This window comes from Methylobacterium sp. E-025, assembly GCF_022829705.1.
Taxonomy (GTDB): Bacteria; Pseudomonadota; Alphaproteobacteria; order Rhizobiales; family Beijerinckiaceae; genus Methylobacterium.
The window spans coordinates 13,737-37,442 of the sequence record NZ_JAKSYR010000091.1; the positions used below are offsets into that span (position 1 = coordinate 13,737).

Consider the following 23,706-nt stretch of genomic DNA (forward strand, 5'->3'; position numbering starts at 1 on the left):
GTTCCCGGATGCCTCAGTCCTTGGCGCGCTCGACGTAGGCGCCGTCGGCGGTCATCACCACGATGCGGGTGCCGGCGGCGATGTGCGGCGGCACGGTGGTGCGGACGCCGTTCGACAGGGTGGCCGGCTTGTAGGAGGACGAGGCGGTCTGCCCCTTCATCGCTGGCTCGGTCTCGGCGACCTCGAGCACGACGCGCTGCGGCAGCTCGATCGTCAGCGCCACGCCGTTGTGCTGCGAGACCATCACCGCCATGCCCTCCTGCAGGTAGGGGGCGGCGTCGCCGACCACGTCGGCCGGCACCTGGATCTGCTCGTAGCTCTCCGGGTTCATGAAGTGGAACCCCTCCGAGTCGCTGTAGAGGAAGGTGTGCTCCTTGTCCTCGACGAAGGCGCGCTCGACCTGCTCGGTGGTGCGGTAGCGCTCCGACACCTTCACCCCGTCGGTGATGCGGCGCATGTCGAGCTGCGTCACGGGGGTGCCCTTGCCGGGATGGATGTTCTCCGCGAACAGGATGACGTAGAGCTTGCCGTCCTTATCGACGACGTTGCCCTTGCGGAGGGTAGAAGCGATCACCTTCACGGGGTCAGGTCCTGCGTTGACAAGGCGGGGTTCGCGCGCCTAGCGCGGTGCCCCGCGGGAGAGGCATATCCCTCGAGAGCGATATCGGGCTCCGGCACTATCCTATCCGCGGCCCGGTTGCCAGCCGCGCCAGTATCGGTCCGCCGGGAGCGCGCGTGTTCGAAGCCGGAAACGTCCGATCCGCCGATCGCAGGGCCGCCCGGTGACGGCGGCCCCCTCCCCGTGGTGGGCGCCGCACCGGCACGCCGACCGGCGCCCGCTGCTGATCCTGCGCAACCGCATCGCCCATGCGCTCCGCGGCCACTTCGCAACCCGCGACTTCGTCGAGGTCGAGGCCGCCTGCCTCCAGGTCTCGCCCGGCAACGAGGCGCATCTCTCCGCCTTCGCCACCGAGGCGATCGGCGGCGACGGGCTGCGCGCGCCGCTCTACCTCCACACCTCGCCGGAATTCGCCTGCAAGAAGCTGCTGGCGGCCGGCGAATCGCGGCTGTTCAGCCTCGGCCACGTCTTCCGCAACCGCGAGCGCGGGTTGCTGCATCATCCCGAATTCACGATGCTGGAATGGTATCGCGCCGGCGAGCCCTACGCCGTGCTGATGGCCGATTGCGCCGACCTGCTGCGGCTCGCCGCCGAGACGGCGGCGACGGCGCGGCTGCGCCATCGCGATCGGACCTGCGATCCCTTCGCCGATCCGGAGCGGCTGACGCTGGCCGACGCCTTCGACCGGCATGCCGGCATCGACCTCCTCGCCACCCTGTCGCGGGACGGCGCCACCGACCGCGACGGGCTCGCCGCTGCGGTTGCGCAGGCGGGCCTGCGGGTGGCCGCCGACGACACCTGGGCCGACCTGTTCAGCCGCGTGCTGGTGGCGCGGATCGAGCCGCATCTCGGGCACGGGCGGCCGACGATCCTGTGCGAGTACCCGGTGAGCGAGGCGGCGCTCGCCCGCCCGAGCGCGGACGACCCGCGGGTGTCGGAGCGGTTCGAGCTCTATGCCTGCGGCGTCGAGCTCGCCAACGCCTTCGGCGAGCTGACCGACGCCGCCGAGCAGGGCCGGCGCTTCGCCTGCGAGATGGCGGAGAAGCATCGCGTCTACGGCGAGACCTATCCGATCGACGACGACTTCCTCGACGCCTTGGCGGTGATGCCGGAGGCGTCGGGCTGCGCGCTCGGCTTCGACCGGCTGGTGATGCTCGCGACCGGCGCGCCGCATATCGAGGACGTGATCTGGACCCCCGTCGCGGGCGGAACGCGATGAACCGCCCGCTGCGCAGCCCGGACGAGCTCGCCGCCGCGGGCCTCGTGGCGGCGGCCGACCTGCCGGCCCTGCGGGCGGTGGCCGCGCGCTACGCCGTGTCGATCACCCCCGACATGGCCGAGCTGATCGACGCCGCCGACCCGCATGACCCGATCGCCCGCCAGTTCGTGCCGCGGGCGGAGGAAGTCGTCACCGCGGCCGAGGAACGCGCCGACCCGATCGGCGACGCCGTCCACGAGAAGATGCCCGGCCTCGTCCACCGCTATCCCGACCGGGTGCTGCTGAAGCCGCTCCACGTTTGCCCGGTCTATTGCCGCTTCTGCTTCCGCCGCGAGGTGGTCGGGCCGGAAGGCGCCGGCACGCTGAGCGAGGCCGAGCTCGATGCGGCGCTGGCCTACATCGCCGCCGACCCGGCGATCTGGGAGGTGGTGCTGACCGGCGGCGACCCGTTCGCGCTCTCGCCGCGCAGGCTGGCCGACATCGCGCGGCGGCTCGAGCGCGTGCCCCACGTCAAGGTCCTGCGGGTCCACACCCGCGTGCCGGTGGTGAGCCCCGCCCTGGTGACCGACGCTCTGATCGCCGCGCTGAAAGGCTTCGGCCGGGCGGTGTTCGTGGCCCTGCACGCCAACCACGCCCGCGAGTTCGGCGCCGAGGCGCGGGCCGCCTGCGCGCGGCTGGTCGACGCCGGGATCCCGATGGTGAGCCAGACGGTGCTGCTCGCCGGCGTCAACGACGATGCGGCGGTGATGGAGGCGCTGATGCGGAGCTTCGTCGAGAACCGGATCAAGCCGTACTACCTGCATCACGGCGACCTCGCGCCGGGCACGGCTCACCTGCGCACCGGGCTCGATGCCGGGCAGGCGCTGATGCGCACGCTCCGCGGCCGGCTTTCGGGGCTGGCCCAGCCGACCTACGTCCTCGACATCCCCGGTGGCCACGGCAAGGTGCCGGTCGGGCCGGGCTACGTCGCGGCGGATCGCGACGGCACCCGGATCACCGATCCGAACGGCGGCGTGCATGCCTATCCGCCCGAGCCGTATCGGCCCGAGGCGAGCGAGCAGGAATAAGCCGATGCGCAGGCTCTGGGGGCGGGCGAACTCCGTCAACGTGCAGAAGGCCCTCTGGGGGCTCGACGAATCCGGCCTCGCCTACGAGCGGGTCGAGGCCGGCGGCGCGCACGGCGTGGTCGCCGACCCCGCCTACCGGGCGATGAACCCGAACGGCCTGGTGCCGGTGCTGCAGGAGGACGACTTCGCCCTGTGGGAGTCGAACGCGATCCTGCGCTACCTCGCGGACGGGGCGGAGGGCGTGCTCCGCCTGCCCGACGACCGGCGCGAGCGGGCGCAGGTGCAGCAATGGCTCGACTGGCAGGCGACGAGCTTCACCCCGGCGATGCGCGACGCGTTCTGGCAGCTCTACCGCGCCGCGCCGGATGCGCGCGACCATGCCCTCATCGCAAGCTCGCTCGAACGGTCCGAGGCCCTCGCCGCGATCCTCGACCGGCACCTCGCCGACCGAACCTTCGTCGTCGGCACGCGCTTCTCGATCGCCGACATCGCGCTCGGCTGCGCCGCCCACCGCTGGCTCGCCCTGCCGGCGGAGCGCGTCGAGCGGCCCGAGATCCGGCGCTGGTACGCGGCGCTGGCGCAGCGGCCCGCCGCCGCCCGGATCTTCGCCGCGCCGATCAGCTGACGCCGGCACGTCTTGGCCGACCGGCCTTGCCCCTGCCCTGCTCAACCGTTGCCCGCCTTGCCCTCGCCCCTGCGCGACCCACTTGGGCGTCAGGCAGCCTGCCCGGAGACCGCACCCCGATGGCCCTCGACCCGACCCTGCGCGACGCCCTCTCCGCGGTCACCGTGGCGAGCCTCGCCCGCGCCCTGGCGCGCCGCGGCGTCCCGGCCTGCGCGCTCTCCGGCATCGCCGGTTCGGGCCGAGCCGTCGGGCCGGCCGTGACGCTGCGAATGATCCCGGCGCGCGGCGAGGTCGCGCGCTCGCTCGCGGAGGCGATCGAGGCGGTGCCCGAGGGCGCCGTCGTCGTGGTCGATACCGGCCGCTCCGGGCTCGCCCTCCCCTTCGGCGCGATCCTGGCCGCGCGGCTCTCCGCCCGCGGCGTCGCCGGCCTCGTCACCGACGGCTGCCTCGCAGCTGAGAGCGGCCTCGCCGTCTGGGACGCCGCGTTTGCGCCGGGCGAGGGTACGCTTCAGCTTGCGGTCTCCGGCGAGCCGATCGCCTGCGCCGGGGCCGCGGTGCATCCCGGCGACGTCGTGGTCGGCGGCCCCGACGGCGTGGTGGTGATCCCGGTTGACATCGCCGAGGCGGTGGCGCTGGAGGCGGTCGAGCAGCAGCGCCTCGATCTCTGGCTCACCCGCGAGGCGGAGAAGGGCGCGAGCCTCGCCACCCTGCTGCCGCCGGACGCCGAAACCCTGGCCCGCTACGAGGCCGAGACGAAGGCCTGAGGTCCGACGCCCGCCGGACCCGCGCCGATGTTCTTCCCGCTCTCGAAGGTGATCTTCTTCCTGATCACCCCGTCGAACGTTTTCGCCCTCGTCGGGCTCGTCGGCGTCGCGCTGACGCTCGCGACCGCGCGGCGGCGCCTCGGCGGAGCTTTGAGCGCGTTCGGCCTCCTCGGCCTGCTCGCAGGCGGCCTGTCGCCGCTCTCGGCCTGGGCGGTGCTGCCGCTGGAGCAGCGCTTCCCGGCTTACGCCGACGATCGCCCGCCCGACGGCATCATCGTGCTCGGCGGCGGGATCGAGGCCGGGTTGTCGTCCGGCCGCGGGCAGGTGGTCGTCAACGATGCCGGCGAGCGGCCGATCTACATGGCCGATCTCGCCCGGCGCTACCCGCAGGCGCGGCTGATGTTCTCCGGCGGCAGCGGCAGCCTCGTCGACGGGGCGATCGCCGAGGCCGACATCGTCAGCCGCGACGCCGACACCCTCGGCCTGCCGCGCACCCGGCTGATCCTGGAGAACCGCTCGCGCAACACCCGCGAGAACGCGCTGTTCTCCGCCGCGATGGCCCAGCCGAAGCCGGGCGAGCGCTGGCTGCTGGTGACCTCGGCCTTCCACATGCCGCGGGCGATGGGCTGTTTCCGCGCGGCCGGCTTCCACGTCGTCGCCTTCCCCGTCGACTACCGCACCCGCGGCCCGCGCGACGCGCTGCGCTTCGGCAGCTTCGCCTCGGAGGGGCTGCTGGTGCTCGACCTGGCGGTGAAGGAATGGATCGGCCTCGCGGTCTACCGGCTCGCCGGCTACACCGACGCGCTGCTGCCGGGGCCGGCGGATCAGCCCTCGGGGAGCGACAACCTGTAGATCCCGCGAAAATCGTCCGGATCGGCGGGCTTGCCCTTCCGCAGAATGGCGAGGCGGCCGGCCTTGGTCAGGCGCACGGCGATGCGGCGCACCGGCTGCATCAGGGGGCTCCACTGGTCCGGATCCGACCCCGCCAGCGCGCGTGCGACCTCCGAGGGGCAGATGGTCTTGCCGGGGCCGCGCTCGGCCACGAGACGCAGCATCGTCTCCTCGATCGCGTCCTCGCTGCGGGTTCCGGTGCGGTCGTCGCTCACGGCGTGGATCCTTCGGCGGGCGGGGCGCCGTCGGCGAGCAGGATCGCGCGGATCTCGGAGACGAACTGGCGCCGCCACATCACGAACACGACCGCCGTCGTCGAGGCGACGAGGAAATAGGGGCTGACGAACCACCCGAGATACGCCAACGCGAAGAAGAACGCACGCTGCCCGCGGGCGAAGTGGAGCCCGGCCGCGGTGTTCATCGCCGCCACGCGCCGCGCGGCGCGCAGCATCGCGGACTCGCTCGCCCCCGAGCCCTTGGGCGGCACGGTCCCGAGCAGGATCGCACTGTAGTTGAACAGCCGGTAGGCCCAGGCAAACTTGAAGAAGGCATAGACGAACACGACCGCGAGCCCTGCGACCTTGATCTCCCAGGTCGTGCGCGTGGCGATCGTGCCGAAGGGCAGCGTGCCGAACAGGTTGAGCACGTCGTCGCCGGAGCGCGACAGGGTGAGCACGCCGCCGAGCGCGATCAGCGACGTCGAGGCGAAGAAGGCGGTGCCGTTCTGCAGCGAGGCGTTGATCGTGGTGTCGACCACGCGGTTTTCGCGCACGATCAGCTGGCGCGCCCATTCCTCGCGCTGCGCGTTCATGATCTGGCTCAGCGACACCATCCGTCCGCGCAGGCGCCCGACGGAGAGGCCGTAGCCGAGCCAGGCCAGCACGAAGTAGATCAGCGCGCCGAGGTCGATCGGCGAGAACCCGGAGGGCAGGTAGGCGGCGAGCAGCGTGGTGGAAGGGAGGTCGGTCATCGTCCCCGGGGTGCCCATCGGGCCCGCGCGCCGCGCCGGCCGTGGGCGCATCGGGACCGCGGGATGGCTACCCCGGCGTGGCGCGCGCTGTCGAGACGCGCCGGAGCAGGCCGTCCATGCGCGGGACCCCTCACCGCCGGATTGCGAACCCGGAGGCGCCGGCGGACGGCTCGCCGGCCGTCACTTCGACCCGCTCGACGCGGGCGCCGGGCGGCCCAGCCCAGCACGCCTGCACCATCGCCTCGACCGCGTCGGCCGGCCCGGTGAACGCGGCCTCGACCGCCCCGTCCGCGCGGTTGCTCACGTGCCCCGACAGGCCGCGCGCCTCGGCCTCGCGCCGGGTCCAGGCGCGATAGGTGACGCCCTGGACCCGGCCGACGACGACGACGGCGACGCTTTTGATCTCGCTCATGACGGCACAACGCGGCCGGACGCCCGAGGTGTCCGGCCGCGTCGGGTCGTTCTCAGCGGGCGATGGCGGCGCGGCCCTGCGGACGGCCCTCGACGCGGGCCGGATCGACGGTCCTCTGACGGTAGGTCAGGTACCATGCCACCGAGATGAACAGCACTCCGCCGACGAAGTTGCCCAGCGTGACGGGGATCTGGTTCCACAGCCACCACTCGCTGAAATGGACCGGCGCGCCGAGCATCATGCCGGCGGGGATGACGAACATGTTCACCACCGCATGCTCGAACCCCTGCGCGAAGAACAGGAAGATCGGCAGCCAGGCGCCGAGGATCTTGCCGAAGGTCGAGGTCGACATCATCGACATCGTCACGCCGAGGCAGACCATCCAGTTGCACAGCATCGCCTTGACGAAGCAGGTCAGCATCCCGGCCGTGCCGAGGTTCTCGTAGGCGATCGTCTTGGCCGAGGCGATCTCGACCAGCTTCTGCGCGACGCCGGCGACGGGCGTGTGCCACGCGTTGGTCAGCGCGATCACCAGGAGCAGCGCGTACAGCACGCTGCCGAGCAGGTTGCCGATGAAGCTCCAGGCGAAGTTGCGCATCATCGGCGCGAACCCGATCCGGTTCTCCATCCAGGACAGCGTCAGGATGCCGAAGTTCCCGGTGCAGAGCTCGAGCCCGAGGCACACGATCATCACGAAGCCGACGGGAAAGACGATGGCGCCGACGAAGGGCACGCCGGTCTGCACCGCCCCGGTGAGGGCGAGGCTGGTGGCGATGCCGAGCAGCGCGCCCGCCATCATGCCGCGCACGAGCATGTCGCGGATCGACAGCTCGGCGCGCATGACGCCCGAATCGCTCATGGTCGCGGCCATGTCCGTAGGTTTAACGAAGTCCATTGGCGGAAGGCTCCCGGTGTTCGATGTTCTGCGATCCGGGAGCAGGCAAGGTCAGGGCCAAACCGGACGTTGAAGCCGCGGCATCTGCGTCGCACCTAGGTCGGCGCTCCGCGACGCCAGCCGCGCACCTCGCGCAGGTAGGGGGCCGGCAGCTGCGCGGCCTCGCCCGCCGCGAGCACGGCCTCGAGATAGCCGGGCTTCGGCACGCCGCAGGCGGTGGAGCGGCCGAGATAGATCAGCGCGCGCTTGACGCCGCCCGCGGTCGCGACCGGCTGCGAGGCCTTCACGTAGAGGCCGCCGGCAACGCCCTCGTAGCGGTCGAGGGCGGGGACGTCGGCGAGGGCCAGCTCCCACAGCACGCCCCAGACCGTGTGGCGCCCGTCGCGCACCACCGAGGCGTAGCCCTCGCGCATGACGATGAAGCGGTGGCGGTGCAGCCGGCCCTGCCCGATCAGCCGCGAGGCCGGGCAGCGGGAGGCCATGGCGGCGGCATCCATGTTGGCGCCGTAGGCGAAGTAGAGAGGCATGGATTTCGGATCGGCCGGAATCGACTACTCGCCCGGCGGCAGGCGCTCGTCGCGGCGAATCGCCCATTCGTTCGCGCGCATGGCGAGATAGGCGGTCGCCAATGCGATCGCCGGGATGCCGAAGACGACGAAGATCTGGCCGGAATTCACGGCGTGATGCCTCGCAGGATGCGCCTCGCGATTAAATGTATGCCGATCCCGGTGAAAAGCCAGACCAGGGTCAACACCGTGCTTTCCGATCGGAGCGGTCCGACACCGCCGAGATTGAAGCTTGCAGCGGTGATCGGCGTGACGAAGCCGATTACGATGAACGCCACGGCGACATTGTTGATCGCCGTCGCGAGGAGCTTCGTTTGCTCGATGTTCGCCGCACGCACCGGGCGATCGCCTCGATCGGCTGACGCGACTCAGGCGAATTCCAGGATCACCGCATCGACGGCGAGGCTCTCGCCCTCCTTGGCGTGGACCTTCGCCACCGTGGCGTCGCGCTCGGCGCGGAGCACGTTCTCCATCTTCATCGCCTCGACGATGGCGATGGCCTCGCCGTTCTTCACCTCCTGGCCTTCGGTGACCAGGATCTGCTTCACCAGGCCGGGCATCGGGCAGAGCACCTGCTTGCCGGAGCCGGCATCCTCCTTCACCGGCATCAGCGCGGCGAGTTCGGCCTCGCGGCGGGTGTAGACGCGGGCCTCGGCCGCGGCGCCCGCATGCTGGAGCGCGACGCCGTTGAGCAGCCCGCGCACCTGGATCGCGACGCGCTGCGCGCCGATCGTGCCGGTCCAGACCGGCTCGCCCGGGCGCCAGTCGCTCTCGACGACGTGGGCGGTGCCGTCGGCCTCGGTGACGACGAGGCAGTTCTGCGCCAGCGCATCCTCGTGCGGATCGACGGTGACGGGGAACGCCTCGCCGGCCAGCATCACCACCCGGTCGCGCTCGAAGTGCAGCAGCGCGGGGTCGCGCATCTGGCCGGAGATGCCGCGCTTGCGCGCGTTGAGCTTGTGGTCGATCGCGGCCGCGGCCGCCATCATCCGCTGCGCCACCGCGCCCTTCGGCTCGGGCGCGGAGAACCCTTCCGGGAACTCCTCGGCGATGAAGCCGGTGGACAGCGCCCCCTCGCGCCAGCGCGGATGCGCCATCAGGGCGGCGAGGAACGGGATGTTGTGGCGGATGCCGTCGATGGCGAAGGCGTCGAGCGCCTCGGCCTGGAGCTCGATCGCCTCGGCGCGGGTCGGCGCCCAGGTGACGAGCTTGGCGATCATCGGATCGTAGTGGATCGCGATCTCGCCGCCCTCCTCCACGCCGGTGTCGTTGCGGACCTTGCCGGTGCCGAACGTGCCCTCCTCCGGCGGCCGGTAGGTGGTGAGCCGGCCGATCGAGGGCAGGAAGTTGCGGGTCGGATCCTCGGCGTAGACGCGGCTCTCCACCGCCCAGCCGTCGAGCGTCACCCGATCCTGCGTGAGCGGCAGCGTCTCGCCGGCCGCCACCCGGATCATCAGCTCGACGAGGTCGACGCCGGTGATCATCTCGGTGACCGGATGCTCGACCTGGAGGCGGGTGTTCATCTCCAGGAAGTAGAACGACTTGTCCTGGCCGGCGACGAACTCGACCGTGCCGGCGGAATCGTAGTCCACGGCCTTCGCCAGGGCGACCGCCTGCTCGCCCATCTTCCGGCGGGTGGCCTCGTCGAGAAGGGGCGAGGGTGCCTCCTCGATGACCTTCTGGTTGCGGCGCTGAATCGAGCACTCGCGCTCGCCGAGGTAGACCACGTTGCCGTGCTTGTCGCCGATCACCTGGATCTCGATGTGGCGCGGATCGGTGATGAACTTCTCGATGAACACCCGGTCGTCGCCGAAGGACGAGGCGGCCTCGGACTTCGCGCGGGCGAAGCCCTCCGCGACCTCGCCCGAGGCGTAGGCGATGCGCATGCCCTTGCCGCCACCGCCGGCGGACGCCTTGATCATCACCGGATAGCCGATGCCGTCGGCGATCTCGACGGCGTGCTCGGGGCTCTCGATCACGCCGAGGAAGCCCGGCACCGTCGAGACGTTGGCGGCGGCCGCCGCCTTCTTGGATTCGATCTTGTCGCCCATCGCGGCGATGGCGCCGGCGTTCGGGCCGATGAAGACGATGCCGGCCTCTGCGAGCGCGTTGGCGAAGGCCTCGCGCTCGGACAGGAAGCCGTAGCCCGGATGCACCGCCTGCGCCCCGGTCTGCTTGCAGGCGTCGATGATCTTCTCGATGACGAGGTACGATTGCGCCGCCGCCGCCGGGCCGATGTGGACGGCCTCGTCGGCCATCGCCACGTGGACCGCGTCGCGGTCGGCGTCCGAGTAGACCGCCACGGTCTTGATGCCCATGCGCCGCGCCGTCTTGATGACGCGGCAGGCGATCTCGCCCCGGTTTGCGATCAGGATCTTGTCGAACATCTTTTATCGCGCTCGGGTCTGGTCGTCTTCAGGAAGCGGCTTGGCGTGAGCCGGATAGAGCGTTCCCGATAAAGCAGATCCGCAGGCGACGGAAGCTGTGCCGGCGGCCGATGCCTGGGCGACCGCGGTCAAAAGTTTTTGGTCTCGTTTCAAGCGGCCAGCGCGAAGCGCGGCCGGTCGGTCCTGGCCGGCTCGCGGGTCCAGCGGTTGGCTTCCATCGCGAACACCATCAGCGCCTCGGCGCTCCCCTGCGCCTCCCGGACGACCTCGACGGCGATTCGCGCGCCGGCCGACGTCGGGCCGGTGAGGCCGGCGAGCGACGCCGAAAGCCAGGCGGCGACCGCGCGGTCGACGTAGCCCGAGGGACGCTCGCCCCAGACCGCGAAGTCGACCACGAGGGCGACCAGCGCGTCGGCGAAGGCCGGGTCGGCGTCGGGCACCGCCCGCTCCAGGGCGATCAGCATGTCGGCCTCGTCGCGATGGGCGATGCCGTCCGGCAGCACGTCGCGCAGCAGAACCTGCACGGCGGCCGCCGCAATGCGGCCCTCGGCGACGGCATGGTTGCAGAAGTCTTGAAGAGAAACGTTGATCATCACCGAATTCCTCCGCGACCTTTGTTCGGCCGCCGCCTGTCCTCGTGTGTATTGGACTGTAGGAGACGAGATCGTCTTCAGAGGTTAACGGCCAAATCTGAACCGGCGTTCAGGTTAAAACGTGCTCACGAATGAGCGTTTCGAGAATCTTGCTTTTTTCGAGCGACATGCCGGCATCTGTCGAGACCGCACGATCGTCGCCCGCTCTCCGGGAACGCAGATGAAACGTCACCCGCTCACCGCTATCCCGTCATTCCGGGGCGCCGCAGGCGAGCCCGGAATCCAGAGCCGCCGGCGGTGGCGGATCCGGCTGGCGTCGGCGGTTCTGGGTTCCGGGCTCTGCTTCGCAGCCCCGGAACGACGAGGGGAAACGGACCGAAGGTCGTCCGCCCTCAGCGCACGATCACCGTCGCGCCTACCGGCACGCGGTTGAACAGGTCGACCACGTCGATGTTGCGCATGCGGATGCAGCCGGACGACGCGGCCTGGCCGATCTTCTCCGGCTCGTTGGTGCCGTGGATGCGGTAGAGCGTGTCGCGGCCCTTGTCGGAGAGATAGAGCGCGCGGGCGCCGAGCGGGTTGCCCGGCCCGCCCTGCATCGGGTGGACGTGCGGCCAGCGCTTGACCATCTCGGCCGGCGGGTTCCAGGCCGGCCATTCCGCCTTGCGGTCGACCGTGGCGGTGCCCTTCCAGCCATAGGCCTCGTCGCCCACGGTGACGCCGTAGCGCATCGCCTTGCCGTCGGGCAGCACGAGGTAGAGCTGCCGCTCCATCGTCTCGATCACGATGGTGCCGGGCTGCTCCTTCGTCGGGTCGGTGACCTGGTAGCGGGCGAAGTGCGGGTCGAACTCGGCGTCCGGCACCAGCGCCATGAAGGCGGTGTCCCGTGCCGACAGGGCCGGATCGGGCACCGCCTTGAAGTTGCAGCCCGAGAGCAGCACGGCACACGCGATGATCGGGGCGAAGCGCATGGCGGGCCTCTCTCGAGTGGGCTTCCGCCGTTCGAACCAGGGTTGACGGAAACTGACCGAAGCATAGGCGGACGAGGCACTTCGGCGTAGCGTCCCGCGTTGCCCGCGGGCACAATGCCAAGCGCTGTTGCCGCTTTGCGACAGGTGCGTCCGCAGCGAGGCGGCGCGCACAGCCGGAGGGATGATCGTGACGACCCTGTACGTGAGCCACCCGGCCGCCCTCGACCACGCTGTGCCCGAGGGGCATCCCGAGCGGCCCGACCGCATCCGCGCGATCGAGCGCGTCCTGGAGAACGAGCGCTTCTCCGGCCTCGTCCGCACCATGGCGCCGCAGGCCGAGGCCTCGGTCGCCACGCTCGCCCACCCCGCCGCCTATGTCGAGGCGATCGTCGCGGCCTCGCCCAAGGACGGGATGGTCGCGATCGATTCGGATACGCTGATGTCCCCGGGCAGCCTGGACGCGACGCTTCGCGCCGTCGGCGGCGGTATCATGGCGGTCGATGCGGTGATGGGGTGCGAATGCAGCAACGCCTTCGTCGCCATGCGCCCGCCCGGCCACCATGCCGAGCGCACCCGGGCGATGGGATTCTGCCTGTTCAACCACGCCGCCATCGCCGCGCGCCACGCCCGCGCCAAGGGCGCGACCCGCGTGGCGCTGGTCGATTGGGACGTGCACCACGGCAACGGCTCGCAGGACATCTTCTGGGACGATGCCGACGTGATGTACGCCTCGACCCACCAGATGCCGCTGTTTCCCGGCACCGGCGCGGCCTCCGAGCGCGGCGCGAAGGACACCATCGTCAACGTGCCCCTGCGCCCGGGCGACGACGGCGCGGTCTTTCGCGAGGCGTTCGAGGCCGGCATCCTCGCCCGGGTCGACGCCTTCGCGCCCGATGTGATCATCCTGTCGGCCGGCTTCGACGCCCACCACCTCGATCCCCTGGCCAACCTGCGCCTGACGGAAGCCGATTTCGGCTGGGCCACGCGCAAGCTGATGGAGGTCGCCGACCGGCACGCCGGCGGCCGCCTCGTCTCGATGCTGGAGGGCGGCTACAGCCTCGACGGCCTCGGCCGCTCGGTGTCGGCGCATGTCGACGCGCTGATGGGGCGATGAGGGAGAGATCGGGTGCCCTTTCCTCCCCCGAGAGGGAGGGGATCGTCGGGAAAGTGTAGCCAACGATCGTCATCGTCGGGTTTCAGGATAATTCGGCAATCGGAACCGGGATTATGTGGTAATGCCACGCCCGGCGTCGGCCGGCATGGCGGCCGCTCGTTGATGGGGTGGATCGGGTGCGGCAGAGGCGTGGCTACGGGCTGGTTTGGGCGACGGCGATCGGGCTGGCCGGTGTGGCGCTCGTCGCGGCTTTCGCCGGCGACGACGTTCGGCAGGTCGCTTCACGGCTGACGAACCTTTTCGCGGCGCGCGATGCGGCCAGGTCCGCCCCCGCCCCCGCCAAGCCCACGCCATTCGCTGCCCCCCAGCGCACCGCGGTCGAGGGCGGACGCGTCGTCGTGGCGCTCACGCCCGAGGAACGCGCCCGGATCGGCCTCGAGACCGCACGGCGGCAGCCCGAATCGCACCCGATCGAGATCCAGGCCTACGGCAGCGTCCTCGACCTCGCGCGGGTGACGGAGCTCACGAATTCCTACGCCGCCGCGACGGCGCAGCTGCAGACCGCGCAGGCGCGGGTCGAGGTCTCGCGCGCCGCGTTCCAGCGCGCCAAATCCCTCGGGCCCTACGCGACGCAGGTGCAGATCGAGACCACCGAGGGCACGTTCCAGACCGACCAGGCGGCGCTCGCCGCCGCGCAGTCGCAGGTGCGGACGCTCAGCGCCACCGCGCAGCAGGAATGGGGGCCGGTGATCGGCCGCGGCATCGTCGAGCGCTCGGTCCTCGTGACCCGGCTGATCGAGCGCGCCGACTTCCTGGTGCAGGTGACGCTGCCGCCCGGGGAGACGCTGAAGGGCCGGCCCGGCGCGGCCTTCGCGGAGGTGCCGCCGCAGAGCGAGCGCGTGGCGCTGCGCTTCGTCTCGGCCGCGACCCGCACCGACCAGCGCATCCAGGGCCTCAGCTCGTTCTACACGGTCTCCGGCGACAGCGGCCTCCTCCCCGGCATGAGCACGCTGGCCTTCATCACCTCGTCGCGGGCCGCCACCGGCGTGCTCGTGCCCGAGGAGGCGGTGGTGCACTGGCAGGGCGGGGCCTGGTTCTACCGCGCGGTCGGCGAGACCGGGTTCGCCCGCCACGCGCTCGGCGCCGACCCCGCGCTCTCGGGCGACGGCTTCGTCGTCGCGGATCTCGCCGGCGAGACCGAGATCGTGATGCGGGGCGCGCAGGCCCTGCTGTCGGAGGAGATGAAGGCCCAGGTGCAGGCCGCCGGCGGCGCGGACGACGACTGAGCCGATGTCGTCCGATCAAAGCCCCGCCGCGCCCGATCCCGTCGGCCCGCAGGCCGCCCTGGTCGCCTTCGCGATCCGCTTCCCCGGCATCGTCGTGGCCTTGGCGCTGGCGTTGCTGGTCTACGGCACCGCCAGCCTCGGCCAGGCGAAGTACGACGTCTTCCCCGAGTTCGCGCCGCCCTCGGTGGTGATCCAGACCGAGGCGCCGGGGCTCAACCCGGAGCAGGTCGAGATCCTGGTGACCCAGACCGTCGAGGTCGCCGTCAACGGGCTTCCCGGCCTCGCCACCCTGCGGTCGAGCTCGATCCAGGGCCTGTCGGTCATCACCGCCACCTTCACCGCCGGCAGCAGCATCTACCGGGTGCGCCAGCTCGTGACCGAGCGGCTGGCGAGCCTCGCCGGGCGCCTGCCGCAGGGCGTGCTGCCGCCGGCGATGACCGCGCTGACCTCCTCGACCAGCACCGTGCTCCTGGTCGGGCTGACCTCGGAGAGCCGCTCCGCCCTCGACCTGCGCACGATCGCCGACTGGCGGGTGCGCCTGCGGCTGCTCGCGGTGCCCGGCATCGCCCAGGTCTCGGTCTACGGCGGGGCGGTGCGCGCCTTCCAGGTCGAGGTGCGGCCGCACGACCTGATCCGCTTCCGCCTCGGCCTGAACGACGTGCTCGTGGCCGCGCGCAAGGCCACCGGGGTGCGTGGCGCCGGCTTCGTCGACACCCCCAACCAGCGCATCGCCCTGCAGACGGAAGGCCAGTCGCTGACGTCGGAGGAGATCGCCCGCACGGTGCTCGTCAACGAGGGCGGCGCGAGCGTGGTGCTCGGCGACGTCGCCACCGTGGTCGCCGCCCCCGAGCCGCCGATCGGCGCGGCGCTCGTCGACGGCCGGCCCGGCATCCTCCTGATGGTCGGTGCGCAGATCGGCGCCAACACCCTGGAGGCGACGCGCCGGGTCGAGGCGGCCCTCGACGAGCTTCGGCCCGGGCTGGCGCGCGACGGCATCGTGCTGCGCGGCGACCTCTTCCGACCGGCGAACTTCATCGCCCAGGCCAACGGCAACGTGCTGCAGGCGCTGGCGCTCGGCGGCATCCTGGTCGTCGTGGTGCTGTTCGTGTTCCTGTTCGACTGGCGCACGGCCGTCATCAGCGCGGTGGCGATCCCGCTCTCGCTGCTCGCCGCCGTGCTGGTGCTCGGGGCGATGGGCGAGAGCCTCAACACGATGACCCTCGGGGGGCTGGCCATCGCCATCGGCGAGGTGGTGGACGACGCGGTGATCGGCATCGAGAACGCGGTGCGGCGCCTGCGCGAGAACCGCCGCCTCGCCGTGCCGCTTCCGGTCGCGCGGGTGGTGCGCGACGCGATCCTCGAGGTGCGGGGTGCGGTGGCCTACGCCACCTTCGCCGTGCTGCTGGTGTTCCTGCCGGTGCTGGCGCTCACCGGCGTCGCCGGGCGCCTGTTCGGCCCGCTGGCGCTCGCCTACATCCTGGCGGTGGTGGCCTCGCTCGCGGTGGCGCTCACGGTGACCCCGGCGCTCGCGATGGCGCTGGTCGCGCGCAAGGACCTGCCCGCGCGCGATCCCCCGGTGATGCGGATCGCGCGCGCCGCCTACGCGCGGATGCTTGGGGCCGTCGAGCGGCGCTTCGGCTGGGCGGCGACGGCGGCCGTCCTCCTCACCCTCGCCGGCGCGGCCGCCCTGCCCTTCTTCGGCGGCACCTTCCTGCCGGACCTCAAGGAGGGCCACCTGATCCTGCACATGGCGGCGGCGCCGGGCACCTCGCTGCAGGAATCGCTGCGGCTCGGCGCGCGCATGACCGCCGGCCTCAAGGCGGTGCCCGGCGTCCGCGCCGTGGCGCAGCAGGTCGGGCGGGCCGAGGCCGGCCAGGACACGGCCGGCACGCATTACAGCGAGATCCACATCGACCTCGAGCCCGGGCTCGACGGCGCGGCGCAGGGGTGGAGCGAGGCCGGCATCCGCGCGCTGATGGCGGGCACGCCCGGCGCCGCGTTCTCGCTCAAGACCTTCCTCACCGAGCGCATCGAGGAGACGGTCTCGGGCTACACCGCGCCGGTGGTGATCAACGTGTTCGGCGCCGACCTCGACCGGATCGAGGCGGCGGCCCGCGACGTCGCCCGCGAGCTCGCCGAGGTGCGGGGCGCCGCCGACGTGCAGCAGCAATCGCCCGCCGGCCTGCCACAGATCACCGTGTCCTTACGCCGGAACGACCTGCGCCACTGGGGCCTCGACGCGATCGAGGTGCTGGAGATCGTCCGTACCGCCTACCAGGGCGACGTGGTCGGCCAGGCCTACGAGGGCAACGCCGTCTTCAACGTCATCGTCGTCCTCGACCGGGCGACCCGCGCGCACCTCACCCGCCTCGGCGACCTGCCGCTGCGGACCACGAGCGGCAGCTACATCCGGCTGGCCCAGGTCGCCGACGTCTACGAGACGGCCGGGCGCTACCAGGTCCAGCACGCGGGCGCGCAGCGGGTGCAGGCGGTCACCGCCAACGTGACGGGGCGCGACGTGGCCTCCTTCGTCGAGGCGGCCAAGCGCAAGGTCGCCAAGGAGGTGACCCTGCCGCCCGGCGTCTACGTCGCCTTCGAGGGCGCCGCGGAGACGCAGGCGCGGGCGCGCGCCGACCTGCTGACCTATTCCGCGCTCGCCGGCCTCGGCATCGTGCTGCTGCTCGCGGTGGTGACCGGGTCGGTGCGCAACCTCGTCCTGGTGCTGGTCAACCTGCCCTTCGCCTTCGTCGGCGGCGTGCTCGCCGTGGCGGCGACCGGCGCGGTGGTCTCGCTCGGCTCGATCGTCGGCTTCGTCACCCTGTTCGGGATCAGCTTGCGCAACGCGATCATGCTGATCGCCCATTACGAGCACATGGTCGCCCGCGAGGAGCGCAGCTGGGACGCCGCCACCGCCGCGGAGGGCGCCGGCGACCGGCTGGTGCCGATCCTGATGACCTCCCTCGTCACCGGCCTCGGCCTGCTGCCGCTGGCGCTCGGCGCCGGCGAGCCGGGGCGCGAGATCGAGGGGCCGATGGCGATCGTGATCCTGGGCGGGCTCGTCACCTCGACGGTGCTGAACCTCGCGATCCTGCCGGCCTTGGCGCTGCGCTACGGCCGGTTCGTCGCGGACTATCCCTCCAGCGGCTCGTCGCCGAGCATCTCGATCCCGAAGCCCGACAGGCCGACATAGGCGCGGGCCGAGGTCGAGAGGTTGCGGATCGAGACCACGCCGAGGTCGCGCAGGATCTGCGCGCCCAGGCCCACCTCGCGCCACTGGCGCACGCGCTGCGCCTCGGTGCCCTCGTCCGCGACGCGGTTCAGCGGAACCCCGGCGGTGCCGTCGCGCAGGTACACGAGGATGCCGCGGCCCTCCCGCGCGAACCGGCGCATCACCGTCTCGATCTGGCGGCCGCCCTCGATCACGTCGGCGACGACGTCCGAGCGATGGAGCCGGACCAGCGCGTTGCGGCCGTCGCCGATGTCGCCGTGGACGAAGGCGAATTGCTGGATCGCCTCGAACGGCGTGGTGTAGGCGTAGCCCGTCATCGGGCCGAACTCGGTCTCGACCGGGAAGTGGCCGACGCGCTCGACCAGCTTGTCGCGCGCCTGGCGGTAGGCGATCAGGTCGGCCACCGAGACGCGGGCGAGGCTGTGCGTCTCGGCGAAGGCCGCGATCTGCGGCCCCTTCATCACCGTGCCGTCGTCGTTGGCGAGCTCGCAGATCACGCCGACGGGCGGCAGGCCCGCGAGCTTGCACAGGTCGACCGCGGCTTCCGTATGGCCTGAGCGCATCAGCACGCCGCCGTCCCGCGCGATCAGCGGGAAGACGTGCCCGGGGCGGACGAAGTCGTCGGCGCCCATGTTGCCGTTGGCGAGCGCCCGCACGGTGTTGCAGCGCTGCTCGGCCGAGATGCCGGTGGTCAGCCCGTGCTTCACGTCCACCGTGACGGTGAAGGCGGTGCCGAGCGGCGCGTCGTTCGAGGCAACCATCGGCGCGAGGTTGAGGCGGCGCGCCTCCGCGACCGTCACCGGCGCGCAGACGATGCCGCAGGTGTTGCGGACGATGAACGCCATCTTCTCCGGCGTGCAATGGATCGCGGCGACGACGAGGTCGCCCTCGTTCTCGCGATCGTCGTCGTCGGTGACGACGACGATCTCGCCGCGGGCGAAGGCTTCGATGGCGGAGGTGACGGAGATGTGGGGCACGGTTCGGTACTCGAATGGGCTTTGCGTCCGGGGACGGTCGGGCGTCGGGCGCCGACGTGAGGCGCCGAAGTCAGGTGCCGAAGTCAGGTGCCGACCTGCCCCCGATGGCGGAGATGGTGGTCGGCGAGCACGCACGCCATCATCGCCTCGGCGACGGGGACGGCCCGGATGCCGACGCAGGGATCGTGGCGGCCCTTGGTGATCAGGTCGACGTCGCGGTTGTCGCCCGTGACCGTGCGCCGGGGCGTGAGGATCGACGAGGTCGGCTTCACCGCGAACCGCACCACGATCGGCTGGCCGGTCGAGATGCCGCCGAGCACGCCGCCGGCATGGTTGGCCAGGAACGTCGGGCGCCCGTCGTTGCTCGCGCGCATCTCGTCGGCGTTGTCCTCGCCGCGGAGCGCCGCCGAGGCGAAGCCGTCGCCGATCTCGACGCCCTTGACCGCGTTGATGGACATCATCGCGGCGGCCAGCTCCGCGTCGAGCTTGCCGTAGATCGGCGCGCCGAGGCCGGGTGCCACGCCCTCGGCCACCACCTCGATCACTGCGCCGATCGACGAGCCGTCCTTGCGGATGCCGTCGAGGTAGTCCTCGTAGAATTTCGCGGTCGCCGCGTCAGGGCAGAAGAACGGGTTGGCGCCGACCGCCTCCCAATCCCAGCGCGACCGGTCGATCGCGTGCGGACCCATCTGCACCAAAGCCGCGCGGATCGTGACGCCGGGGATCACCTTGCGCGCGATGGCGCCGGCCGCGACCCGCGCCGCGGTCTCGCGCGCCGACGAGCGCCCGCCCCCGCGATAGTCGCGGATGCCGTACTTGGCGTCGTAGGCGTAGTCGGCATGGCCCGGGCGGTAGCTGTCGCGGATCTCGGAATAGTCCTTCGAGCGCTGATCGGTGTTCTCGATCATCAGCGCGATCGGCGTGCCGGTGGTGAGCTGGCGGCCCCCGGTGCGGTCGTCGGCGAACACGCCCGACAGGATCTTCACCTGGTCCGGCTCGCGCCGCTGGGTGGTGAAGCGCGACTGTCCGGGCTTGCGCCGGTCGAGCTCGGCCTGGATCTCCTCGACCTCCAGCGCCAGCCCGGGCGGGCACCCGTCGACGACGCAGCCGAGGGCGACCCCGTGGCTCTCGCCGAAGGTGGTGACGCGGAACAGGTGGCCGAACGTGTTGTGGGACATCGTGCGCGTGCTCTAGCGCGCGGGCGGCGGAGGCACAAATCGGGGCCGCGTTGCGTCTGCGTCGGGTGGCCGCCTCCCTCCCCCGAAAGGGAAGGGAGCGCGTTCGGCGCGACGCCGACTGGCGGCGCCCATGCGGGCGATCAGGCCGGCACCTCCTCGATGGCGCGCGGCTCGGTTTCTGGCACGCCGTTGCGGGCATGGCGGAAGCTCGAGAGCGCCTGGTAGGTCTTCAGCCGCGCCCGCATCAGCGAGCCCAGCGGACGGTGCGCCGCGAGGCTGTGGGCGGGACGGAAGGAGAGCACGTCGTCGGCGTAGGCGCGGCGGGTCTCGCTCGTCGAGTCCTGCGCCGGCAGCACGAGGCGGGCGACGGTGCGGTAGGGGCTGGCCTCCTCCGACCATTCCTTCGAGGCGTCCTCGATCGGCATGTCGTTCAGGTCGAGGCAGAGCTGCACGCGGATCTCGAACACCACCTCCTGGCCGCGGAAGAAGGCCGCGACCGCGTGGCGGAAGGTGTCCGGGTCGTCGCCGGGGTGAAGCTCCTCCTTCGCCAGGGCCTCCTGCGCGGGCGCGGCCGGGAACGCGGCGATCTTGGCGATATGGTCGCCGTAGCGCAGCGCCGCCTGCGAGTAGTACGGCTCGGCCAGGGGATGCAGCGGCTGGTGTCCGAAGAAATCGAGCAGCGGCGCGCTCTTGCCGGTCACCGCCTTCACGACCGAATCGGCCGCCCGCGCCGTCGCCGAGACCGCGACCTTCACCGCCTCCGGCGCCTTGGTGCCGGCTTCGAGCTGCTTCATGCTGCCGAGGAAGCCCTTCGCGTCCGGGTTCGGGAAGACCGGCCCGGTGGCGAGCACGAAATCCTGGGTGTCGGCCGCGTGACCGGCGAGCTTCTCGCCGGCGACGCCGAGCACCTTGATCGCCATGCCGCGGTGGGTCGAGACGCTGTCCTTCAGGAGCTCGCCCGGCCCCTGCGCGAACCGCACGATCGCCGGATGCGTGCCCGCCGTCGCGAACAGGCCCTGGGCCAGCTCCGCGGGCAGGTTCGGCAGCACCTGGAGCTCGCCGACGACGATGCCGCTGATCTTGGCGTGCGAGGCGCGCACGGCGTGCTTGTAGCGTGCGGCGGTGGTCTCGCTCTCGCGGGTCATCGAGGCGATGATCTCGTCGATGACGTGGTTCTCGTCGGGGGCCGGGGTTTCGACGTTGTCGTGATAGCGGATCGGGGTCGCGCGGTCGGTCATGGGGCTCGCTCTGAAGCTCTTCGAGAATCGCTCCAGGGTGAACCGCGCTTGGCGCTCAGGTATCCCGCGGTCGCGCCAGGACGCCGCCGGTCATCGGCTCGCGCACGCCGGTGGTCGACGGAAACGTGATCGGCAGACCCTTGAGCGAGCGCACGGCCAGGTGCGCGAAGGCCTGCGCCTCGAGGAAGGCCGAGGACCAGCCGATGGCGTCGGCCGTCGTGATCTCGGCGCGCAGGTGATAGTTCAAGAGCCGCACAAGCTCGCCGTTGCGGGCGCCGCCGCCGGCGACGATCCAGCGGGCCGGGATCTCCGGGGCATGGTCGAGCGCCCGGGCGACCGCGCGGGCCGTGAAGGCGGTGAGCGTCGCCGCGCCGTCCTCGGTCGAGAGCTGGCCCGCGAGCTTGTGCGAGAACCAGTTGCGGTCGAGCGATTTCGGCGGCCGCCGGAAGAAGAACGGGTGCGTCAGCAGCCACGCCAGCAGCGGCTCGTCGGCTCGCCCGCGCGCGGCGGTGCGGCCGCCGTCGTCGAGATTCTTGCCCTCGCGCTCCTGCATCCACTCGTCGATCAGCGAGTTGCCGGGCCCCGTGTCGAAGGCGATCACGCCGCCCTTCGCGTCGACCAGGGTCGCGTTGGCGACGCCGCCGATGTTGAGGATGCCGTAGGCGCCCTCGAACCCCGAGGCCGCGGCCAGCGCCTGGTGAAACACCGGCACCAGCGGCGCCCCCTGGCCGCCCGCCTCGATGTCGGCGCGGCGCAGGTCGGAGACGACCGGAATGCGCAACCGGTCGGCGAGCGCCTGCCCGTCGCCGATCTGGATCGTGATGCGCTGGTCCGGGCGGTGGATCACCGTCTGGCCGTGGAAGCCGATCACGTCGATGTCGGCGGGCGAGAGCCCGTTCTCGGCGAGGAACTGCTCGACCGCCTGGGCATGCGCCTCGGTGACGAAGGCCTCCGCCTCGGGCAGCCGGCCGGGCCGGTCGCCGGGGGCGACGACGCCCTCGGCGTCCTTGGTGGCGGCGCGCAGCAGGACCTTCTCGTCCTCGGAATAGCCGCGGTAGCCGGTCGGCCCCAGGGGCTCGAGGTAGTTGTTGTGGCCCTTGACCACGTGGACGGCCTCGCCGTCGGTCTCGATCAGGGCGACGTCCACGCCGTCGAGCGACGTGCCGCTCATCAGGCCGATCGCGCGCATCATGGTCATGACCTGCCCCCGTGCCTTTCGCCGGTCGTCCTGCTATGGGTGACCCTCGCAAAACCTCCGATCCCTGCGGGCGCCCGAGATGGCGACGACGACGCGACGGAGGTTTTGCGAGTGACACTCAGCCGCCTCATGCCCTTTTGCGAGCGGACGCGCCAGCGCGCAGGACCGGTCCGGTCCCGTGCCGGAGCCGCCCGCTTCGAACCGAGAAGTCCGAGCCTCCCATGACCGCCGCCGAGCCCTTCGCGCCGAAATCCGAGTTCCTGAAAGTCCTGAGCGAGCGCGGCTACGTCCACCAGTGCTCGGACTTCGCCGCGCTGGACGCGGCCGCGGCCGAGGGGCGGCTCACGGCTTACGTCGGCTACGACTGCACCGCGGCCTCGCTCCATATCGGCCACCTCTTGTCGATCATGATGCTGCACTGGCTGCAGAAGACCGGCGGCCGGCCGATCGCGCTGATGGGCGGCGGCACCACCCGCGTCGGCGACCCCTCGGGGCGCGACGAATCGCGAAAGATCCTCAGCCTGGAGCAGATCGAGGCCAACAAGGCCGGCATCCAGAAGACCTTCGCCCGGTTCCTCGCCTTCGACGGCTCGGCGACCGGCGCGATCATGGTCGACAACGCCGAATGGCTGACCAAGCTGAACTACATCGAGATGCTGCGCGACGTCGGTCGCCATTTCTCGGTCAACCGCATGATGTCGATGGACAGCGTGCGGATGCGGCTGGAGCGCGACCAGGAACTCTCGTTCCTGGAATTCAACTACATGATCCTCCAGTCCTACGACTTCGTCGAGCTGAACCGCCGCCACGGCTGCACCATGCAGATGGGCGGGTCGGACCAGTGGGGCAACATCGTCAACGGCATCGATCTCGGCCGCCGCATGGGCATCCCGGGCCTGCTCGGGCTGACCTGCCCGCTGCTGACCACCGCGTCGGGCGCCAAGATGGGCAAGACCGCCGCCGGCGCGGTCTGGCTCGATGCCGGGATGCTGAAGCCGTACGATTACTGGCAGTTCTGGCGGAACACCGAGGATGCCGACGTCGCGCGCTTCCTCAAGCTGTTCACCTTCCTCCCGCTGCCCGAGATCGCCGACCTCGCCGCGAAGGGCGGGGCCGGGATCAACGAGGCCAAGGTGCGGCTCGCCACCGAGGCGACGGCGCTGATGCACGGCCGCGAGGCGGCGGACGCCGCCGCCGAGACCGCGCGGAAGACCTTCGTCGAGGGGACGCTGGCCGAGGACCTGCCGAGCGTCACCGTCTCGCGCGACCTCGTCGATGCCGGCCTCGGCGTGCTCAGCGCCTTCGGGCCGGAATACGCCAAGCTGGTGCCGTCCACGAGCGAGGCCCGCCGCCAGATCAAGAGCGGGGGCCTGCGCATCGACGACGTGGTCCTCACCGACGAGCGTGCCGTGCTGCGCACCGCCGACTTCGCCAAGACCGGCGTGATCAAGCTCTCGTTCGGCAAGAAGCGCCACGTGCTGCTACGCGTGGCGTGACGGCTCGCGGC

General features: G+C 71.5%; 24 protein-coding genes. 9 read left to right on the plus strand and 15 right to left on the minus strand.

The window, feature by feature from the left end:
• Positions 1-13 precede the first annotated feature (13 nt).
• A complete protein-coding gene (efp, locus tag MKK64_RS11330) occupies positions 14-580 on the minus strand; it encodes an elongation factor P (RefSeq protein ID WP_147728635.1) in 567 nt (188 codons plus the stop codon).
• 202 nt (positions 581-782) lie between these two features.
• On the opposite strand from efp, the gene epmA reads away from it, so the two are divergent.
• From epmA to MKK64_RS11355, 5 genes are all read left to right on the plus strand, one after another.
• The gene (epmA, locus tag MKK64_RS11335) at positions 783-1,838 is read left to right on the plus strand and encodes an EF-P lysine aminoacylase EpmA (RefSeq protein ID WP_243934789.1); all 1,056 of its coding nucleotides are present in this window, start codon (positions 783-785) and stop codon (positions 1,836-1,838) included.
• Positions 1,835-2,905, plus strand: coding sequence for a lysine-2,3-aminomutase-like protein (locus tag MKK64_RS11340; RefSeq protein ID WP_147843682.1), 1,071 nt, complete (start codon positions 1,835-1,837; stop codon positions 2,903-2,905). The genes epmA and MKK64_RS11340 overlap by 4 nt, the downstream gene beginning before the upstream one ends.
• Positions 2,906-2,909: 4 nt before the next feature.
• Complete coding sequence (locus MKK64_RS11345; RefSeq protein WP_243934791.1) at positions 2,910-3,530, plus strand: glutathione S-transferase family protein; 621 nt, start codon at positions 2,910-2,912, stop codon at positions 3,528-3,530.
• Positions 3,531-3,649: 119 nt separating this feature from the next.
• The gene (locus MKK64_RS11350; protein WP_243934793.1) at positions 3,650-4,294 is read left to right on the plus strand and encodes a dimethylmenaquinone methyltransferase; all 645 of its coding nucleotides are present in this window, start codon (positions 3,650-3,652) and stop codon (positions 4,292-4,294) included.
• A 27-nt stretch (positions 4,295-4,321) separates the two neighbouring features.
• A complete protein-coding gene (locus tag MKK64_RS11355) occupies positions 4,322-5,146 on the plus strand; it encodes a YdcF family protein (RefSeq protein WP_243934802.1) in 825 nt (274 codons plus the stop codon).
• On the opposite strand, the gene MKK64_RS11360 is transcribed toward MKK64_RS11355, so the two are convergent.
• From MKK64_RS11360 to MKK64_RS11400, 10 genes are all read right to left on the minus strand, one after another.
• The gene (locus tag MKK64_RS11360; RefSeq protein ID WP_147726996.1) at positions 5,119-5,349 is read right to left on the minus strand and encodes a DUF3253 domain-containing protein; all 231 of its coding nucleotides are present in this window, start codon (positions 5,347-5,349) and stop codon (positions 5,119-5,121) included. The genes MKK64_RS11355 and MKK64_RS11360 overlap by 28 nt on opposite strands.
• A 47-nt stretch (positions 5,350-5,396) precedes the next feature.
• Positions 5,397-6,155: a DUF599 domain-containing protein gene (locus MKK64_RS11365; protein ID WP_243934803.1), complete on the minus strand. Its 759-nt coding sequence runs from the start codon at positions 6,153-6,155 to the stop codon at positions 5,397-5,399.
• 130 nt (positions 6,156-6,285) lie between these two features.
• On the minus strand, positions 6,286-6,567 hold the full coding sequence (locus tag MKK64_RS11370) for an acylphosphatase (protein ID WP_243934810.1): 282 nt from the start codon (positions 6,565-6,567) through the stop codon (positions 6,286-6,288).
• A 52-nt stretch (positions 6,568-6,619) separates the two neighbouring features.
• A complete protein-coding gene (locus MKK64_RS11375) occupies positions 6,620-7,426 on the minus strand; it encodes a formate/nitrite transporter family protein (RefSeq protein WP_243934817.1) in 807 nt (268 codons plus the stop codon).
• Between the two features lie 131 nt (positions 7,427-7,557).
• A complete protein-coding gene (locus tag MKK64_RS11380) occupies positions 7,558-7,989 on the minus strand; it encodes a gamma-glutamylcyclotransferase family protein (RefSeq protein WP_147842465.1) in 432 nt (143 codons plus the stop codon).
• Between the two features lie 24 nt (positions 7,990-8,013).
• Positions 8,014-8,139 (minus strand): hypothetical protein, encoded by a 126-nt coding sequence (locus tag MKK64_RS28085; RefSeq protein ID WP_279593141.1) that lies wholly within the window; start codon positions 8,137-8,139, stop codon positions 8,014-8,016.
• Complete coding sequence (locus tag MKK64_RS11385; protein WP_147842464.1) at positions 8,136-8,366, minus strand: hypothetical protein; 231 nt, start codon at positions 8,364-8,366, stop codon at positions 8,136-8,138. The genes MKK64_RS28085 and MKK64_RS11385 overlap by 4 nt, the downstream gene beginning before the upstream one ends.
• Positions 8,367-8,396: 30 nt before the next feature.
• On the minus strand, positions 8,397-10,415 hold the full coding sequence (locus tag MKK64_RS11390; RefSeq protein ID WP_243934824.1) for an acetyl/propionyl/methylcrotonyl-CoA carboxylase subunit alpha: 2,019 nt from the start codon (positions 10,413-10,415) through the stop codon (positions 8,397-8,399).
• 149 nt (positions 10,416-10,564) lie between these two features.
• Positions 10,565-11,008, minus strand: coding sequence for a hypothetical protein (locus tag MKK64_RS11395; RefSeq protein ID WP_243934826.1), 444 nt, complete (start codon positions 11,006-11,008; stop codon positions 10,565-10,567).
• Between the two features lie 392 nt (positions 11,009-11,400).
• Entirely contained in the window at positions 11,401-11,979 is a 579-nt protein-coding gene (locus MKK64_RS11400; protein WP_243934834.1) for a L,D-transpeptidase, read from the minus strand.
• Positions 11,980-12,166: 187 nt separating this feature from the next.
• On the opposite strand from MKK64_RS11400, the gene MKK64_RS11405 reads away from it, so the two are divergent.
• The 3 genes from MKK64_RS11405 to MKK64_RS11415 all read left to right on the plus strand — a co-directional run bounded on the left by MKK64_RS11405 (position 12,167) and on the right by MKK64_RS11415 (position 17,569).
• On the plus strand, positions 12,167-13,093 hold the full coding sequence (locus MKK64_RS11405) for a histone deacetylase family protein (RefSeq protein WP_243934835.1): 927 nt from the start codon (positions 12,167-12,169) through the stop codon (positions 13,091-13,093).
• Between the two features lie 176 nt (positions 13,094-13,269).
• Complete coding sequence (locus MKK64_RS11410; RefSeq protein ID WP_243934843.1) at positions 13,270-14,379, plus strand: efflux RND transporter periplasmic adaptor subunit; 1,110 nt, start codon at positions 13,270-13,272, stop codon at positions 14,377-14,379.
• 4 nt (positions 14,380-14,383) lie between these two features.
• Complete coding sequence (locus tag MKK64_RS11415; protein ID WP_243934845.1) at positions 14,384-17,569, plus strand: efflux RND transporter permease subunit; 3,186 nt, start codon at positions 14,384-14,386, stop codon at positions 17,567-17,569.
• On the opposite strand, the gene ribB is transcribed toward MKK64_RS11415, so the two are convergent.
• The 4 genes from ribB to MKK64_RS11435 all read right to left on the minus strand — a co-directional run bounded on the left by ribB (position 17,509) and on the right by MKK64_RS11435 (position 22,199).
• Positions 17,509-18,585 (minus strand): 3,4-dihydroxy-2-butanone-4-phosphate synthase, encoded by a 1,077-nt coding sequence (gene ribB / locus MKK64_RS11420; RefSeq protein ID WP_243934847.1) that lies wholly within the window; start codon positions 18,583-18,585, stop codon positions 17,509-17,511. The genes MKK64_RS11415 and ribB overlap by 61 nt on opposite strands.
• Before the next feature lie 83 nt (positions 18,586-18,668).
• Positions 18,669-19,763: a chorismate synthase gene (aroC, locus tag MKK64_RS11425; protein WP_243934849.1), complete on the minus strand. Its 1,095-nt coding sequence runs from the start codon at positions 19,761-19,763 to the stop codon at positions 18,669-18,671.
• Between the two features lie 140 nt (positions 19,764-19,903).
• Entirely contained in the window at positions 19,904-21,001 is a 1,098-nt protein-coding gene (locus tag MKK64_RS11430; protein WP_243934851.1) for a catalase family protein, read from the minus strand.
• A 55-nt stretch (positions 21,002-21,056) separates the two neighbouring features.
• On the minus strand, positions 21,057-22,199 hold the full coding sequence (locus MKK64_RS11435) for an anhydro-N-acetylmuramic acid kinase (protein ID WP_243934853.1): 1,143 nt from the start codon (positions 22,197-22,199) through the stop codon (positions 21,057-21,059).
• A gap of 221 nt (positions 22,200-22,420) precedes the next feature.
• Here MKK64_RS11435 and tyrS point away from each other — a divergent pair, with 221 nt between their 5' ends.
• The gene (gene tyrS / locus MKK64_RS11440) at positions 22,421-23,695 is read left to right on the plus strand and encodes a tyrosine--tRNA ligase (protein WP_243934856.1); all 1,275 of its coding nucleotides are present in this window, start codon (positions 22,421-22,423) and stop codon (positions 23,693-23,695) included.
• Positions 23,696-23,706: the final 11 nt, after the last annotated feature.